Annotated in this window: 10 protein-coding genes, 1 tRNA gene and 1 pseudogene; 7 read left to right on the top strand and 5 right to left on the bottom strand. The window is 68.2% G+C overall.

Annotated elements, in window-relative coordinates:
* The first annotated feature begins 53 nt into the window (after positions 1–53).
* From AQJ27_RS43070 to AQJ27_RS43055, 5 genes and pseudogenes are all read left to right on the top strand, one after another.
* Complete coding sequence (locus AQJ27_RS43070) at positions 54–1,532, top strand: DUF2079 domain-containing protein (protein WP_235613827.1); 1,479 nt, start codon at positions 54–56, stop codon at positions 1,530–1,532.
* A gap of 170 nt (positions 1,533–1,702) precedes the next feature.
* Positions 1,703–1,771, top strand: a tRNA-Met gene (locus tag AQJ27_RS43065).
* Positions 1,772–3,142: 1,371 nt separating this feature from the next.
* Positions 3,143–3,346 (top strand): annotated as a pseudogene (locus tag AQJ27_RS43060) (hypothetical protein); the annotation flags it as partial.
* A gap of 1,567 nt (positions 3,347–4,913) precedes the next feature.
* Positions 4,914–5,630: a transposase gene (locus tag AQJ27_RS59350; protein WP_235613826.1), complete on the top strand. Its 717-nt coding sequence runs from the start codon at positions 4,914–4,916 to the stop codon at positions 5,628–5,630.
* Positions 5,631–5,783: 153 nt separating this feature from the next.
* The gene (locus tag AQJ27_RS43055; protein WP_079065707.1) at positions 5,784–7,400 is read left to right on the top strand and encodes an ISL3 family transposase; all 1,617 of its coding nucleotides are present in this window, start codon (positions 5,784–5,786) and stop codon (positions 7,398–7,400) included.
* 20 nt (positions 7,401–7,420) lie between these two features.
* Here AQJ27_RS43055 and AQJ27_RS43050 read toward each other — a convergent pair whose 3' ends face one another.
* Complete coding sequence (locus AQJ27_RS43050) at positions 7,421–7,963, bottom strand: DUF6368 family protein (protein WP_159064547.1); 543 nt, start codon at positions 7,961–7,963, stop codon at positions 7,421–7,423.
* 274 nt (positions 7,964–8,237) lie between these two features.
* Between AQJ27_RS43050 and AQJ27_RS43045 the strand changes: the two genes are divergently transcribed.
* Both AQJ27_RS43045 and AQJ27_RS43040 read left to right on the top strand, forming a co-directional pair.
* The gene (locus AQJ27_RS43045) at positions 8,238–9,950 is read left to right on the top strand and encodes an ISL3 family transposase (protein ID WP_079065692.1); all 1,713 of its coding nucleotides are present in this window, start codon (positions 8,238–8,240) and stop codon (positions 9,948–9,950) included.
* A complete protein-coding gene (locus tag AQJ27_RS43040) occupies positions 9,931–10,404 on the top strand; it encodes a WapI family immunity protein (RefSeq protein WP_067381902.1) in 474 nt (157 codons plus the stop codon). Before AQJ27_RS43045 ends, AQJ27_RS43040 begins: the two co-directional genes overlap by 20 nt.
* Before the next feature lie 224 nt (positions 10,405–10,628).
* Here the strand turns inward: AQJ27_RS43040 and AQJ27_RS60300 are convergent, their stop codons facing one another.
* The 4 genes from AQJ27_RS60300 to AQJ27_RS43025 all read right to left on the bottom strand — a co-directional run bounded on the left by AQJ27_RS60300 (position 10,629) and on the right by AQJ27_RS43025 (position 14,007).
* The gene (locus AQJ27_RS60300) at positions 10,629–10,910 is read right to left on the bottom strand and encodes a transposase (RefSeq protein WP_268814612.1); all 282 of its coding nucleotides are present in this window, start codon (positions 10,908–10,910) and stop codon (positions 10,629–10,631) included.
* Between the two features lie 6 nt (positions 10,911–10,916).
* Positions 10,917–12,056, bottom strand: coding sequence for an ISL3 family transposase (locus AQJ27_RS43035; protein ID WP_235613825.1), 1,140 nt, complete (start codon positions 12,054–12,056; stop codon positions 10,917–10,919).
* A 162-nt stretch (positions 12,057–12,218) separates the two neighbouring features.
* The gene (locus tag AQJ27_RS43030; protein WP_067381899.1) at positions 12,219–13,034 is read right to left on the bottom strand and encodes a class I SAM-dependent methyltransferase; all 816 of its coding nucleotides are present in this window, start codon (positions 13,032–13,034) and stop codon (positions 12,219–12,221) included.
* Positions 13,035–13,239: 205 nt separating this feature from the next.
* Positions 13,240–14,007, bottom strand: a complete 768-nt coding sequence (locus tag AQJ27_RS43025; RefSeq protein ID WP_067381895.1) for an SDR family NAD(P)-dependent oxidoreductase — start codon at positions 14,005–14,007, stop codon at positions 13,240–13,242.
* Between the last annotated feature and the right edge of the window lie 561 nt (positions 14,008–14,568).

Genomic DNA, 14,568 nt, shown 5'->3' with positions numbered 1-14,568 from the left:
CCACCCGCGCGGCGAGCGCCGTATCGGTGATCCGCCGGACGAAAGGCCCCTACATGCCGACCCGCCTGCCCGCGCTCCTCTCCCCGCCCCGCCGGTCCCGCCCGCCGTCCCGCGACGACGCGGCCGGGCCCGTCGCCGGAACGGCCCGGCCGTCGCAGGGTGCCCCCGGCTGGGCGACCGCGCTGACTCTCGCCCTGGTGTGCTTCGTGACGTACACGGCGCTGTCCGTGCGGCTGCACCAGCGGATGCTGACCACCGGTTACGACCTGGGGATCTTCGAGCAGGCGGTACGGTCCTACGCGCACGGGCACCTGCCGGTGGCCGAGCTCAAGGGACCGGGGTTCCCGCTGCTCGGCGACCACTTCTCGCCCGTACTGGCCCTGTTGGCACCGCTGTACCGGGTCTGGCCGACGCCGGTGACCCTGCTGGTGGCGCAGGCCGCGCTGTTCGCGGTGGCGGTGATACCCCTGGCCAGGTGGGCCGAGGAGGTACGCGGCCGGCGGGCGGCGCTGGTGGTCGGTCTCGGCTACGGCACCTCCTGGGGTGTCGTACAGGCGGTCGGGTTCGACTTCCACGAGGTGTGCTTCGCCGTGCCGCTGCTGGCGTTCTCCCTGACGGCGGTGGGCCGTGGCAGGACGCGTGCCGCGGCCCTGTGGGCGCTTCCGCTGCTGCTGGTGAAGGAGGATCTCGGGCTGACCGTCGCGGTCATGGGTCTGCTGATCGCGCGCACCGGCGAGCGCGACGACCGCAGGACGGGGGGTGCCCTGTTCCTGGCCGGAGTGCTCGGGTCCTTCCTGGAGATGCTGGTCGTGATACCGGCGTTCAACCCCGGCGGCACGTTCGCCTACACCTCCAGCGTGCCCGGCGCGGGGCCCGCCACGCCGGGCGCCGGCGAGTTGCTCCTCCACTACACGGTGGGGCTGGTCACCCCGGACACCAAGGCGCATACGGTGCTGGCCCTGCTGTCCGTGACCGGGTTCCTGGCCGTGCGCTCCCCGCTCCTGCGGGCGGCCCTGCCGACGCTCCTGTGGCGCTTCGCGTCGGACAACCAGGCCTACTGGGGAACCGGCTACCACTACAGCGCGGTTCTGATGCCGGTGCTGTTCGCCGCCTTCGTCGACGCGCTGACCCGGCCCGGCCCGGTGCGGTACGCGCTGGCGGCGAGCGCGGCCGTCACCGTGCTCCTGCTGCCCCAGTTCCCGCTGTGGCAGTTGACGCAGCCCGCCACCTGGCACACCGACCCCCGGCTCGCGACCGCCCGGCGGCTGATGGACCGCATCCCGGACGGCGCCACCGTCGCCGCCTCCAACCGGCTGGTCCCGCAGCTCACCAACCGCACCCTGGTCAGCGTGTTCGGCCTGGGGGGCAGCCGTCCCGACCCGGAGTGGATCATCGACGACAGCGCGCAACCACAGGGCTGGCCGATCTCACCCGACGACGACCGCAGGCTGCTGTCCGAGGCCCGGAACAACGGCCGCTACCAGACCGTCGCGGACCAGGACGGCTACGTTCTCCTGCAGCGGCGGCCCTGACAGAGCCGCAGGCCGGCGACACCGTGGAACTCGTGGCGCCTCCTACGCCTGTCCTACGCCTGCACCCGCCCCTGTTCCCCTACCTGGGCGAGCCGTCGGACGCCGAGGCGGAGGGCCTGTCCGGTGGCGTCCGCCGGGAAGGTGCCGAGGGCGCCGGCGGTGGGGACGATCGCGGAGCAGCGCGGTAGCTCGCTGGGCTCATAACCCAGAGGTCACAGGTTCAAATCCTGTCCCCGCTACAAAAAGCAGGGGCCCGACACCAGCCGGGCCCCTGACGCGTTCTCCGGCCACAGATTCAGCACCGGGCGAAGCGGGGGAGTTTGCCGTCTCGCCCTGGTCTTCCAGACACACGTCCCTGGGCTTCTTCGGGGTCGGCTGCTGTGCCCGGTGGCTGGCCGAACGGCGGCGGACCGGGCCGGCCGCCGCCATCACCCTCATGTCCCGCCGCCTGGCCCGCCCCCGCCGCCAGACCGAGGCGTCGACGGTCACCCTCGCAGCCGCCTGAAGACCAGCACGTTGCCGCTGCCGTTCGGAACGGCAACCATCGACGCCCAACCGAACGGCAAACGGGATCATTACCATCCCTCACGCCCCCGTGACCTGCGAAAAGATGATGTGAAACAGCTTCTGAGCTTGTTCTTTATGGTCTGCCCTGGTCACGTTCGGCAATGGTCCCGGGCCGCCTGGCCGTCGCCAAGCCGGGAAGTTTGGAGTTTTACACCACCGTGCAGCCCAAGTCCTATGGCCGAAGTCTGCCTGGACAGGCTGCGTGGGAGGCTGAGGTAGAGGCTGGCGTCAACTCCTTCATCAAGGATGGTGACGAATGGGCTGCTATTCCGATCATCGTTACGGAGGTGAGATAGATATGGATCTGCGGGGGCTGGACCCGGCAGGTCTGAAGCGGATCCTCGAACAGGATGTCACCCGCGCGCCATCAGGTGGCTCGTCCAGGTCGACGTCGAGCGCGCGGCACTCGAGGAGCGTTGGGGCGCGCCGGAGATCGCCCGTGACGACTTTGCGGAGTGGTTCTGCTTCGCTTTCTCCCCGGCGGAGGGGGAGGCATTCATCCTGCTGCGGCAGGTGGACCATCCTCCCGTGGCTGGATTCGTCCTCAGCGTGACCAAGGGGCTTTTCTCCCCGGAGGCCGCCGACCGGATTCTTCAGACGTTGGGTATTCCTGGTACGCGGATCACTCACACGAACGACGAGGCCGCCCCGTAGCATCCGGTGCGCCCGGTGCGGAAACCCCCTTCCCGGGAGTGTCCGCGCCGGTCGCACAGCTGTTTTGCGTCTGCCTACACAGATGCGCGGCTACCAAGGCTGGACTCCGGCGGTTTCGGTGGCCGGACCCCTTCCATCCGTTGTCGCGTCTACGTCGCAGGCGCTCTCGCGCGGCGGCTTCTCAGCTGTGCAGAGTGCCTCCGACCGAGTGGACAGTCTTCGGGTGCCTGGAGCCGCGCCGACCGTCGGCAAGCGCGGCGGGCTCGGGCTGCTGCTCCTCGCTCAGTTAACGGAAGCCGTCGCCCTCCTGCGGGGTGCCGGTCTCCTTGCCGATCTGGCGGCGCCAGCTGACGGCGGACTGTGAACTCCGACGCAGTCAGCCTTGCGCTCTGGCCTCCCTTCTCGGCATCACCGTCCTGGACCTGGACCTAACCGCCGCCCTGTCCCTCGCACGGCAGGAGACGTGGGCCGCGGCGCACAGCCAGTACGCGGCCCAGCCCACCCCGGACCGCCCCGACGGTGCGATCATCGCCACCACCGCCCCGCACCGTTGGGCCGGCGAACCCGTCCGCGTACTGGACCTCACCACCTGAGCACAGCATCAGACGCCTATGGCACCGCCGGATCCGGCGGTGCCATAGTTGACTCTGTTCCCAGTCATGACAGCGGTTCTTCAGGCATTTGGTAGGCACCTGGTTTGGGCCGGGGTCGATGTTCACGACGAGAACGGACAGCGCCAGGCCGACCGCTTCCCGCCCGCCAAGGTCCCCCTCGCCTTTCACCCATCGGCGGAGCCAGGCGGAGCACCCCGAGCGAAGCATTGGCGAACGACCTAACGGAGCGGGGAACGACGGCCATACTCCGCTGGGGACTCCTGAACCTGGCCCAAACCGCAGGGCTGCTCCGCCGAGGCCGAGCGGAGGTGTCAGTCCTGGATCCATCCGTTGGCAGGGTCGTAGTGGTAGGTCGGCGGTTCGACGTCTTTGGCCAGCTTCTGCTCCTCCAGGAGGACGTTCAGGGATCCGGAGTTGTTGTCGTGCTGGTCATCGTTGATGCCGAGAAACAGCGTCCTGCCTTTGAGGGGATCGCTCTGCTGGCCGGCTTCGGTGTAGTGCGCGCCGGCGACAAAGGTCTCGCCGTTCTTGCCCCACTTGCCGATCAGGGCGCCCTTGACGGCGCCGGGGCCGTGGAAGGGGTAGCTCTTCCTGGGCGTCCACGCGGGCGTAATCGGAAGCCTTGTTCCCGCCCTTCGGCCCGACGGTCCACTCGGAACCGCCAGGCCGGAAGGTCCAGCTCCCTTCAGCTAGGACCAGCAGGAAGTGATTGGAATCCCTCGGCCGGGAGAAGCCGGTGTCGGTCCACTGCTCGTCAGCGCGAATGGTCATGGTCTTGGGCATGCAAACTCCTGTGGTCGCTGTGATCACTGCCAGAGCTTCTACAACCCAAAGCGGGAAAATCCCCACATAGAGTGGTCGTCGCGCCTTGGGGTCCCAGTAGGGGTCCTGCGCTTCCTCGGCCCGGGAGGAAGGCCCGGCGCAGTCCAACTCGGGCTCTGGCTCAAATTCCGTGATGCGGGCACGCTGAGTGACGGTTCGTGGTCGTACCGGCCTCTGGGAAGTCGCCTGAAAATGATCAGGGGTGATCTCGGGTAACTGACAGTTCGAGGCCGTAGAAGAAGTGGTCCTCCGGCTGGAGGAGTTCCTGTTCCCGTCGATCGCGGACGTGGCGGTGGTGGCGGTGGACATGGAAAACGAGACGGTGCGGGTCGGGGCCCGCACTACAGCATCTGGTTCGGAGTGTCCGGGCTACCGGAATTGGTCGAGTCGCGTTCATAACTCCTACCTGCGGTTTCCGGCGGATGCGGCAAGCGCAGGGCTGCCCCGGTGGTGCTGTGTCTGCGGGTCCGCCGGTTTGGCTGCCGGGTCGCTACGTGTTCGCGGCAGACGTTCGTTGAGCAGGTGCCGGGGTCGACCCGGCGGTACGGCCGGTGGACCGAGCGTCTGCGGGTGGTGCTGGCGGCGGTCGGTCTCGCCCTTGCTGGTCGGGCGGGCGCCAGGATGGCTGGTGTGTTCGGGGTGACCGTCAGCCGCAGCACCGTACTGCGACTGATCGAGGCGCTGCCCGAACCGGAAGTACCGACCCCGCGGGTGGTCGGCGTCGATGAATACGCCACGCGCAAGGGCCGCCGCTACGGCACCGTGCTGGTCGACGTCGAGACGCGACGGCCGGTTGACCTGCTGCCGGACCGGGAGGCATCGAGCCTGGCTGGCCGAGAGGCCAGGGATCGAGGTCGTCTGCAGGGACCGAGCCCCGTTCTTTGCCGAAGGTGCCACAGCTGGGGCACCTCAAGCGGTGCGAGTTGCGGACCGCTGGCACCTATGGCACAACCTCAGCGAAGCCGCTGAACGGTGTGTCGCCGACCATCGGGAGTGCCTGCGTGGCACTGCGCCCGAGTCGCCCCGGCAGGTCAAGGAACCGGAAGAACCGGACACCCGTACCAACGTCACCGTCCAGCCAGGATGTTGTTGTGGGCTGGAGGACTGGCGCGAGTGGCTCGACGTCGCAGACGGAGAGACCCTGTGGCTCGGCCATGACCCTTCACCAAGGCTTGAGCATGCCGATGAGATCGTGCAGCTGTGGCCGGACAGCGTAGACGCTCAAGAAACTTCTTCCGGGCAGCCCATCGAGATCGTGGTGGGTGACCTACCGGGGATCCTGCATACCGTGCAGGAGGGACTGCAAGGCTTTCTCTCTCTGACCAAGCAGTGGGCCACTCGCCATGTTCCGACTCTCGCCGAGGACCTGGCAGCCAGACTCGACGAAGATCTGGCCATCAGTGCACCACTGCCGGGTACCAGTGGCCAACACGCACCGTAACCGATCATGAAATCTGTGCCAGAGCCCAAACTGGGTCTGGCACAAGTTCCGTGAGCCGACTACGCGTTGTAGTTGTTGATCTCCGTTCGTAGGATGCGGAACTCGCCTTGAAATCGTTCCTCGTGCGTGGGGTGCGGCTGACATTCGGTGGCCGTGAACGAGATGTTGTCCCAGCGGCGTGAGCTGCTCTTCCCGTCGGTCTCCGGTGCCGCGGTCGTGGACCTGCATACGGACGGAGAGGTGATACGCATCGAGGCCCGGTGCGCGCCTACCGGGGCCGCCTGCCCTGACTGCGGCCAGTGGACGGCACGGGGCCACAGCTCCTACCTGCGGTTCCCGGTGGACCTGCCGACTGCTGGGCGAAGAGCGCAGCTTGCGTTGCGGGTCCGGCGGTTCTACTGCGGAACTGCGGCATGCGGGCGGCGGACGTTCGTGGAGCAGATTCCGGGGCTCACCCGTCGCCACTGCAGGGTCACCGAGCGGCTGAGGCAGGCCATGGGCGCGATCGGGCTGGCCCTGGCGGGCCGGGCCGGCGCCCGTCTCGCCCGGGTCATGGGCATCGCGACCAGCCGCACCACGCTGTTGCGGCGGGTGATGGACCTGTCCGACCCGGCAGCGACGGAGCCCCGCGCCGTCGGCGTGGACGACTTCGCGCTCCGGCGCGGCCACGTCTACGGAACGGTCGTGATCGACGCCGAGACCCACCAGGTTCTCGACCTGCTGCCCGAGCGCGACGCCGCCACCCTTGCCCCGTGGCTCGCGGCCCATCCCGGAATCGAGGTCGTCTGCCGCGACCGCGCCGGAGCCTACGCCGAGGCGGCTGCCACCGCCGCGCCCCAGGCCCACCAGGTCGCCGACCGGATTCATCTCTGGCAGAGCCTCGCCTCCGCGGTCGAGAAGACCGTGGTCGCCCACCGCTCCTGCCTGCGCGACCTGCCGCTGCCCAGCCCGGAGCCGGTTTGGGAGACGCCGACCGGCGCGGCCCACGGCCAGGGCGACGAAACGGACGCACCGACGGGCAAATTCGCCGAGCGGGCCCGCGTCCACCATGCTCTCGTCCACGAACTCCTCGACCAGGGCATGAGCCTGCGGGGCATCGCCGAGCATCTGGGCTGGGGCCGACACACCGGGCCGCGGTACGCACGCGCGGCCCGCTGGCAGCACATGGTCAAGGGCCGCAAGCGGCAGCTTCCGAGCAAACTCGACCCGTTCAAGCCCTACCTGACCCAACGCTGGGCCGAGACTGACGGGAAAGTGACCGTCCTTGACCTCCACCGGGAGATCACCGACCGAGGCTTCCGCGGCCTCTACTCCATCGTCTGCGACTGGATCCGGCGCGACCTGCCCCAGCGGGAAGGCTTCACACCGGCTCCGCCACCGCCGTCGGTACGACAGGTGACCGGCTGGCTCACCCGGCACCCGGCCGCCCTGACCGAAGAGGAGAAACCGCACCGCAAGACCGTGCTCGACCGCTGTCCGGAACTGGCGTCCGCCGCAGAACTGACCGGCTCGTTCGCGGAAATGCTCACCACACTCGACGGACTGCGCCTCCCCGAGTGGATCACCGAGGCCGTGACGTCGGGCCTGCCCGGCATCAGCACCTTCGCGGCCGGACTGGAAAGGGACTTCGATGCGGTGACCGCCGGACTGACCACCGACTGGAACTCCGGCCTGGTCGAAGGAGCGGTCAACCGGATCAAGATGCTCAAACGGCAGATGTTCGGCCGCGCCGGCTTCAAGCTGCTGCGCAAGCGGGTACTGCTCGCGTGAGCCGATTGGATGAGTTTCGGCTACTTCAGGAGTCGGAAACCGGGCTGTTCGGTCCACGCTCTGAGGAACTCCGCAGAGCCGTACGCGGCGGGCCACGGATTGGTCGTGGTGACGACGACGCCCGGAAGACCAGCGGCGATTGACACCTGATCCTCTCGCAGTTCTGCGTTGGCGACGCCGCCGATCAGGTCCATGATGGCGGCGGTCAACAAGGCTGTGACGACGTGGTCGACCGAACTGTCGCAGAACGCGATGACGTGGACCGCGTGGGTCGGAGCGAAGCCGATGAGAGGTCTCTGATCGCCTTCGTCGCTGTGTTCGGCGTCGAAGATGGCCTCGTCGCCAATACCGGGACCCATGACAGAGACCAGGACGGGCCGACGCCCGTCAACACCCTCAGTGTCCGTGATGCCCAGGCTGTCCGCACGAATGTTCAAGTCGTACTTGCCGACCCGCTTCTCCTCAAAACGCGCCGATGAGCGAACCAGAAATTCGCGAAGCTGCTGGATCGCTGCGTGTGGGACCGCCTCCGTCAACTCGATCACCAACACCGGTCCACTCATGGCTTGGAGCCTAACCAGTCGGGACTGTCACCCCCAACCGATTACTCAGCGTGCACGCTCCTCGGAACTTGTGCCAGACCCCACTTCGGACCGTTAACGCCAGACCACATGGTCGGCCAGCGAGGACTGGTACGGGGGCGGCTCACCCCCGCCTGCGCGGGGAGGACTTCAGGAACGTCGATGGGGCTCGTTGAAAGTGGGTCTGGTCGGAATTTCGTGACGGTCACGATCGTGTATTCGACGTCCCGTGTTTGACGGTGGGAATGTCCTGGTCATGGGGGATCTGTCGGCGTTGAAGGACGCACTGTTCCCGAACGCCGCGGGGATGGTGCTGGACCGGTTGACCGAGGTGGACGGGGTCGTTGTGGCCGAAGCCCATAGCGCCGTACTGGAGTTGAGATGCCCGAGCTGCGCGACTCCCTCGCGTCGGGTGCACAGCCGTTATGGGCGACGGCTCGCCGAGTATCCCGCCGGCGGGCGCCGGGTGGTGGTGAAGCTGGAGGTCCGGCGGTTCTTCTGCAACGCACCCGCTTGCGGGCGACGCACGTTCGTGGCGCAGGTCGAGGGTCTGACCACGCGTTATGCCCGTGCCGGGCCTAGCGTGAAGGCGTTGTGGCGGTCCGTTGCACTCGTGGCGGGCGGCCGTCCGGGCATGCGGCTGTGCAACTCGCTGGCCGTGCCCACCGGCCGGGCCCGGCTGCTCGGCCAGCTGCACGCGCCCGAGGTTCCCGCCCGCAGTCCGCGGGTGCTGGGTGTCGACGACTTCGCCTTCCGCCGCTCGCGCACCTACGGGACCATCCTGGTCGACGTCGAGAGATCCACCCCGGTCGACCTCCTGGCCGACCGCACCAGCGAGACGCTCGCCGCCTGGCTCACCGCACACCCTGGCGCCGAGATCGTCTGCCGGGACCGCGACAGCGGCTACAGCCGCGTGATCAAGGAGGCCGCACCGGACGCGACCGAGGTGGCCGATCGCTGGCACTTGCTTCAGAATCTGTCGGCAGCGGTCGAGAAGACCTGCCACCAGCACCGCGCCTGCCTGCACAAATACGCCCTGGACGACGTGGACGCACCCACCCCGGCGATCGCGCCACCCACGACGCTGTTGCCGCTGACGCCGCCGCTCGACAACATCCCCGCGACCCCGCTCATGCAACGGGTCAGCGAACGGTATGCGGAGATCCACCGGCTGCGGGAGGCGACATGGACGATCAGCGCCATCGCCCGCCGGTTCGGACTGGACCGCAAGACCGTCCGCCGCTACCTGAGCAACGACCTTGACATGCTGATCGCCTCGGCCCGGGACCGCCGCCCCCGCCAGATCGACCCCTACCGTCCGTACATCCAGCAGCGTTTCACCGACGGCTGCACCAACGCGACCCAGATCTACCGGGAGATCCGCGAACACGGCTTCCGCGGCAACCATCAGGCCGTACGCCTCGACGTCCGCAGCCTGCGGGGCGGCACCGCAGCCACCGAAGCCTCCCGGCCGATCCCCAGCCCGCGCAAGATCACCTCCTGGATCATGCGCCCACGCGACACCCTCAGCGACGACGAGCAGTCCCAACTCGACGAGGCCCGCACCGCCTGCCCCGACATCTCCACCGCCTGCGACCTGGCCCGAGTCTTCACCGGCCTGGTTCGCGACCGCCGCGGCCACCTCCTGGCCGCCTGGATCAGCGAGGCCGAGACCAACGGGCCCGCTCCGGTACGGGGCTTCGCCGGATTCCTGCGCCCGGACTGGGATGCCGTCCTCGCGGGCATGACACTCGCCTACAGTTCCGGCGTCGTCGAAGGCCACGTCAACCGTTTAAGACGATCAAGCGGCAGATGTACGGCCGGGGATCATTCCGGATCCTGCGCACCCGCGTCCTGCTGCGATCGTGACCGTTGTGGGCGCGTCGTCCATGCTCCAGCCGAGCGACCAATTCTGAGAGAGGGAACCGCGCGAGTGACATGCTGGGGCAATGCGGTTGATCGACAGTGACGGGCACGGCATTGAGCTGAGGGTGACGGACTACCAGTTCCCAGACGCTGCTCACATGGGGAAACGTCGTAGCTGGCTGATCGTCGAAGGTACTGCGAATTGCCCGCAGGGAGCGTGGACCTTCCGTTGGCAGGCTCTGACTCCAGAGGATGCGATCGCGTTGGCTACCTGGCTTCGCGACTTCGCTCGCTCGCCCGATGGTGGCCAACAGGCGGATGACAGCCTTGAGTTCATCGAGCCGAACTTGGCCTTCGCGGCTACCCGGGCCGATGCATATCAGATCGCCCTTCAGATCCGCTTGGACCTTGAGTTCTCGCCGCCCTGGCGGAAGCGGAATCGCGCAGGCGACCCGTTCACGGTCGTGTGCCGGATGACGCCCGAGACCCTGCTGACAGCCTCGACTGAGTGGACCGCCGACATCACCCCCTACCCGCCATGGACCCCAGGGGAATAGAGCCAGCCTCCGTAACCATCACAAAATTCCGACCAGACCCATTTTCACGAAGTCTCATCATCGTGTCGACGTACGACGTTTTCCACGGTTCACCCCTGCCTGCGCGTGGAGGACCGGTACGTGCTGCCCGCCATCGGCCTCGCCTTCGGCCCCCGCCTGCGCGGGGATGGCTGTGTCAGTTTCTGAGGGCTCTGGTCCACTTCGTGTGGTCGCGTGACTCTCGGTTACGCCAACAGGACTCGTTTGCGCAGGAGCTCGAATCCTGCGCGGCCGAACATCTGGCGCTTGAGCATCTTGATCCGGTTGACATGACCCTCCACGACGCCGGAGTTCCAGGGCAGTGTGAGGCCCGCGGTGACGGCGTCGAGGTCGCGTTCGAGGTGTTGGGCGAAGCTCCGGAGGCTGGGCAGTTCGGTGGTGGAGGTAGCCGCTTCGATCCAGGTCGGGCAACTGGTCGCCCTGGAGGTGAGCGACCATGTGCCCGAAGGAGCGCACGTGCTCGGCAAGTGCCGTCAGCTCGGGGCAATTGGCCAGGACGGCTTTGAGCTGGAGCCGGTCGCCTTCGGGTAGAGCGTCGGGGTGGGTGAGGATCCAGCGCGTAACGGCCCGGGCTGACGGCGGGCGGGGGCCGACCGGTTGTGGTTTGCCGCGAAGCGTCCTGCCTCCGCAGTAGCGGCACGAGAGAAACGCAAGATCGTGTTGAGGGTCATCCCGAACTGCCGGGCGACGGACGGCTTGCTGTGCCCGGCGGCGAGGAGAGCGTGGATGGTGGCGTGCTTGGCGCGGGTGCGTTCGGCGAACCGGTGCCCGGTCGGCCAGGGCGACGCAGCTGGCTCCGCCTCTTCCTGCGGCTCCTCAGGCTGGGCCGGCGTGGGACGCAAGCAGCCACGCTGCCGGTAGACGCACTTCTCGGCGGCTTCGCCCAGGTTGTGCCAGAGATGCCATCGGTCGGCGACCTGGAGGGCCTGCGGGGCGCCGCGGGTGGCACCTTCAGCGAAGAAGGGTGCCCGGTCACGGCAGACGATCTCGATGCCGGGCCGCTCGGCGAGCCAGACCGCGAGCGTGTCCGCCTCCCGATCGGGAAGGAGGTCGACCGGGCGACGTGTCTCGACGTCGACGAGCACGGTTCCGTAGACACGGCCCTTGCGCTGGGTGTACTCGTCCACGCCGGCCACGCGGGGTACTGGGGTGGCGGGGTCCGGAAGCGAGGCGATCAGCCTCAACAGGGTGTTCCGGCTGACCGGAACCTTGAGGGCGTCCGTCATCCGGGCGCCGGCCCGGCCCGCGAGCGCAAGACCGACCGCCACCAGCGTCGACCGCAGCCGCTCGGTCCGTCGCCCGAACCTGCGGGTGAGACTGCGTACTTGCTCGGCGAAGGTCATGCGTTCGCAGGATTCCTCCTCGCAGACGAACCTCCGCACCCGCAACGACACCACGACGAACTTGCCCGCCGTCGGCAGATCACGAGGAAATCGCAGGTAGGAGCCGTGTATTCGCCCCGACCAGCACCCGCACCCCGGACAGGTCGCCCGCCTTGCGGTCGTACGGGCCTCGACCCGGACGACCGTGTCGATCACCTCGACCGATTCCACCAACACGCCCTCGACCGAGGAAAACAGCAGCTCGTTCAACTGCGGCAGCACTTCGTTCACGGCGAAGGACTGTCGACCACACCACCGTCCAGCCAGGCGATTTTCGGGCGGACTTTAGTGGTCGTAGGCGGTCAGGGCGCGCATGACTGGCTGGCCGCGCATGAACCTGGCTCCGCTCATCAGCCCCCTTGGAATCGATCATCTAGGGAACCGGGAGGCGCTCTACCGGCGGACCGCCGAGATCAGTCCGCCGGGCCGCTCCTCGCGCTGCGGCGGGGTGCTGATCGGGCGGCCGTAGGCGGCAGCGCGCTCGCGCAGGGTGTGGCTGCCGGCCTCCCAGCCGTGCCCGGCCAGCCAGCCCACCGGGTCGTCGGGCATCTCCGAGATCCACATGGACGCCGCCGATCCCGGCGCGGCGTCCGTGCCGAAGCGCTCGATCACGCCGCGCGAGCCCAACGTCAGCCCCATCCGACTGCCTGCCGCCGACTGCGCGCTGATCCGGGCCAACAGTAGCTCCACCGCATCCTCGGGCAGATAGATCAGCAGTCCTTCGGCGATCCACACGGTCGGCACCGCCGGGTCGTGCCCTGCGGCGGCCAGCGCGCCTGGCCAGTCCTCACGCAGATCCACCGCGACGGTGATCCGCTCGCAGCGCGCGACGGCCCGCTCCTGGCGCAGCACCGAAGCCTTGAAGTCCAGTGGCGCGGCGGTGTCGACCTCGAACAGCCGGGTGCCCTCGGGCCAGTCCAACCGGAAGGCCCGGCTGTCCATGCCTGCGCCGAGCAGCACGACCTGCCGGACCCCGGACGCGGAGGCCTGCTGCAACAGGTCGTCGAGGAACTTCGTCCTGATGACGATGGAGAACGACACGGCCAGCCGGCGGCGTCGCGCGGCCTCGTCATCGGGCAGCGGCGGCGAGGAGGGCCACAGGCCGCCGGCGGCGGCGAAGGCCTGTGCCAGTGGGTCGCGGAACAGCGCGTTCTCCCGCTCGGTCTCCAGCGCCCGCACCCTGGCCACTCCCACCGCCGTGGCCCACACTCCCGACGGCTGCACCCGCTCCTGCTCATCAGTCACCGCGCCAGCCTAGATGATCGATTCCAAGGGGCCCGATGAGGTGAGCTAGCTTCATGCGCGGCCAGCCAGTGATGCGCGCACTGACCGCCTACGACCACCACCATTAGGCGAAGATCAACAGTCACCCTGTGCACGCGACCACACGAAGTGGGCCAGAGCCACCTGCGATTCACGTGCTCGGGAACAGGGGCCCGCCCGCCATGAGGCCGCCGTCGACCACGAGAATGTGCCCGGTGACGTAGCTCGCCTTGTCCGAACCCAGGAACTGGACAGCCTCGGCGATCTCCTCCGGGGTGCCTGCCCGGTGCATGGGCAGCACCGAATCGACCGCGTCACGCGCGGTGTCGTCGCCGGTGAACCGGTCGTACATGGCGGTCCGGGTGTAGCCGGGCGCGACCGCGTTGACCCGGATTCCGTGGGCGGCGCCTTCCAGTGCGGCCGCCTTGGTGATGCCGACGACGGCGTGCTTGCTGCCGACGTACAAGGTCGCCCCGGGGTAACCCATCAGGCCGTAGCCGGAGCTGACGTTGACGATGCTGCCGCCGCCCTGTTCCCTCATGACCCCGAACTCGTGCTTCAAGCACAGCAGCGTTCCCTTGACGTTGGTGTCGAAGGTGGCCTGGTAAGCCTCGTCGGTCACCTCGGTGACAGGGCCGGGTGTTCCCTCGGTGCCGGCGTTGTTGAAGGCGACATCGATCCGCCCGAATCGCGCGACCGCACGGTCGACGAGGTCCTTCACATCGGCGTCGAAACGGACGTCGGCACGCACGAACTCCGCCGGGGCGCCGAGGCCGGCCAGCTCCCCGGCAAACTGCTCACCCACGTCCTCGTGGCGGCCGGAGACCACAAGGTTCGCGCCTTGACGTGCGTAAGCCAAGGCGGTGGCGCGGCCGATACCGGTGAGCGCGCCCGTGATGAGGACGACGGGATCAGACACGTCGAGGGTCCTTCCTACAACCACTCAGGTGAACGGCGGGCAAGCGGTTCGGAACCCGCACGACACTGGGTTCCTCTTCGGGCCGGGGCGTATCTACCGGTACGCCCGCACGGAAGATGTCCCAGTCGGACGACAGCCGCATCGGACCCAACCGCCGTATCCATCGAACGGCGGCACTCAATGGCCCGTATGGCCCAGGGACGGCAGCCGGGACAGACGACCCGAGAGCGGTCACGCAGGCGGGAGGCGAACGCCGCAAGCCCCCTGGTGACATCAAAACAAGCTGACACCGCAAACTCGCTCAGCCAGTGACTCCCACGGTCACATCGAAACGACTGCCGCGGTCACGTACAAAGCCACGGGGAGGACAACGGCGCGTGCCAGGCCAGCGCCGACGGTCGGCTCGCCCCCGCCTGCGCGGGGATGACGCCAGGATCACGACCGGTTCTCTGCCGAAGATCGGCTCACCCCCGCCTGCGCAGGGAGGAGGTGAACACGGCGTCCCCCAGGTCCCGCAGGAGCGGCTCACCCCCGCCGACGCGGGGAGGAGGGAGGACGACC

This window comes from Streptomyces olivochromogenes (assembly GCF_001514115.1).
In the GTDB taxonomy this organism is placed as follows: Bacteria; Actinomycetota; Actinomycetes; order Streptomycetales; family Streptomycetaceae; genus Streptomyces; species Streptomyces olivochromogenes.
The sequence above is the reverse complement of the archived record's forward strand: the minus strand, read 5'-3'. Positions and strand labels throughout refer to the sequence as shown.

Bases quoted from the DNA above. Each gene is read 5' to 3' on its own strand.
- AQJ27_RS43070 (WP_235613827.1), top strand. From the start codon at position 54: ATGCCGACCCGCCTGCCCGCGCTCCTCTCCCCGCCCCGCCGGTCCCGC.
- AQJ27_RS43040 (WP_067381902.1), top strand. From the start codon at position 9,931: ATGCGGTTGATCGACAGTGACGGGCACGGCATTGAGCTGAGGGTGACG.
- AQJ27_RS43050 (WP_159064547.1), bottom strand. From the start codon at position 7,963: ATGAGTGGACCGGTGTTGGTGATCGAGTTGACGGAGGCGGTCCCACAC.
- AQJ27_RS59350 (WP_235613826.1), top strand. From the start codon at position 4,914: ATGAATACGCCACGCGCAAGGGCCGCCGCTACGGCACCGTGCTGGTCG.
- AQJ27_RS43045 (WP_079065692.1), top strand. From the start codon at position 8,238: ATGGGGGATCTGTCGGCGTTGAAGGACGCACTGTTCCCGAACGCCGCG.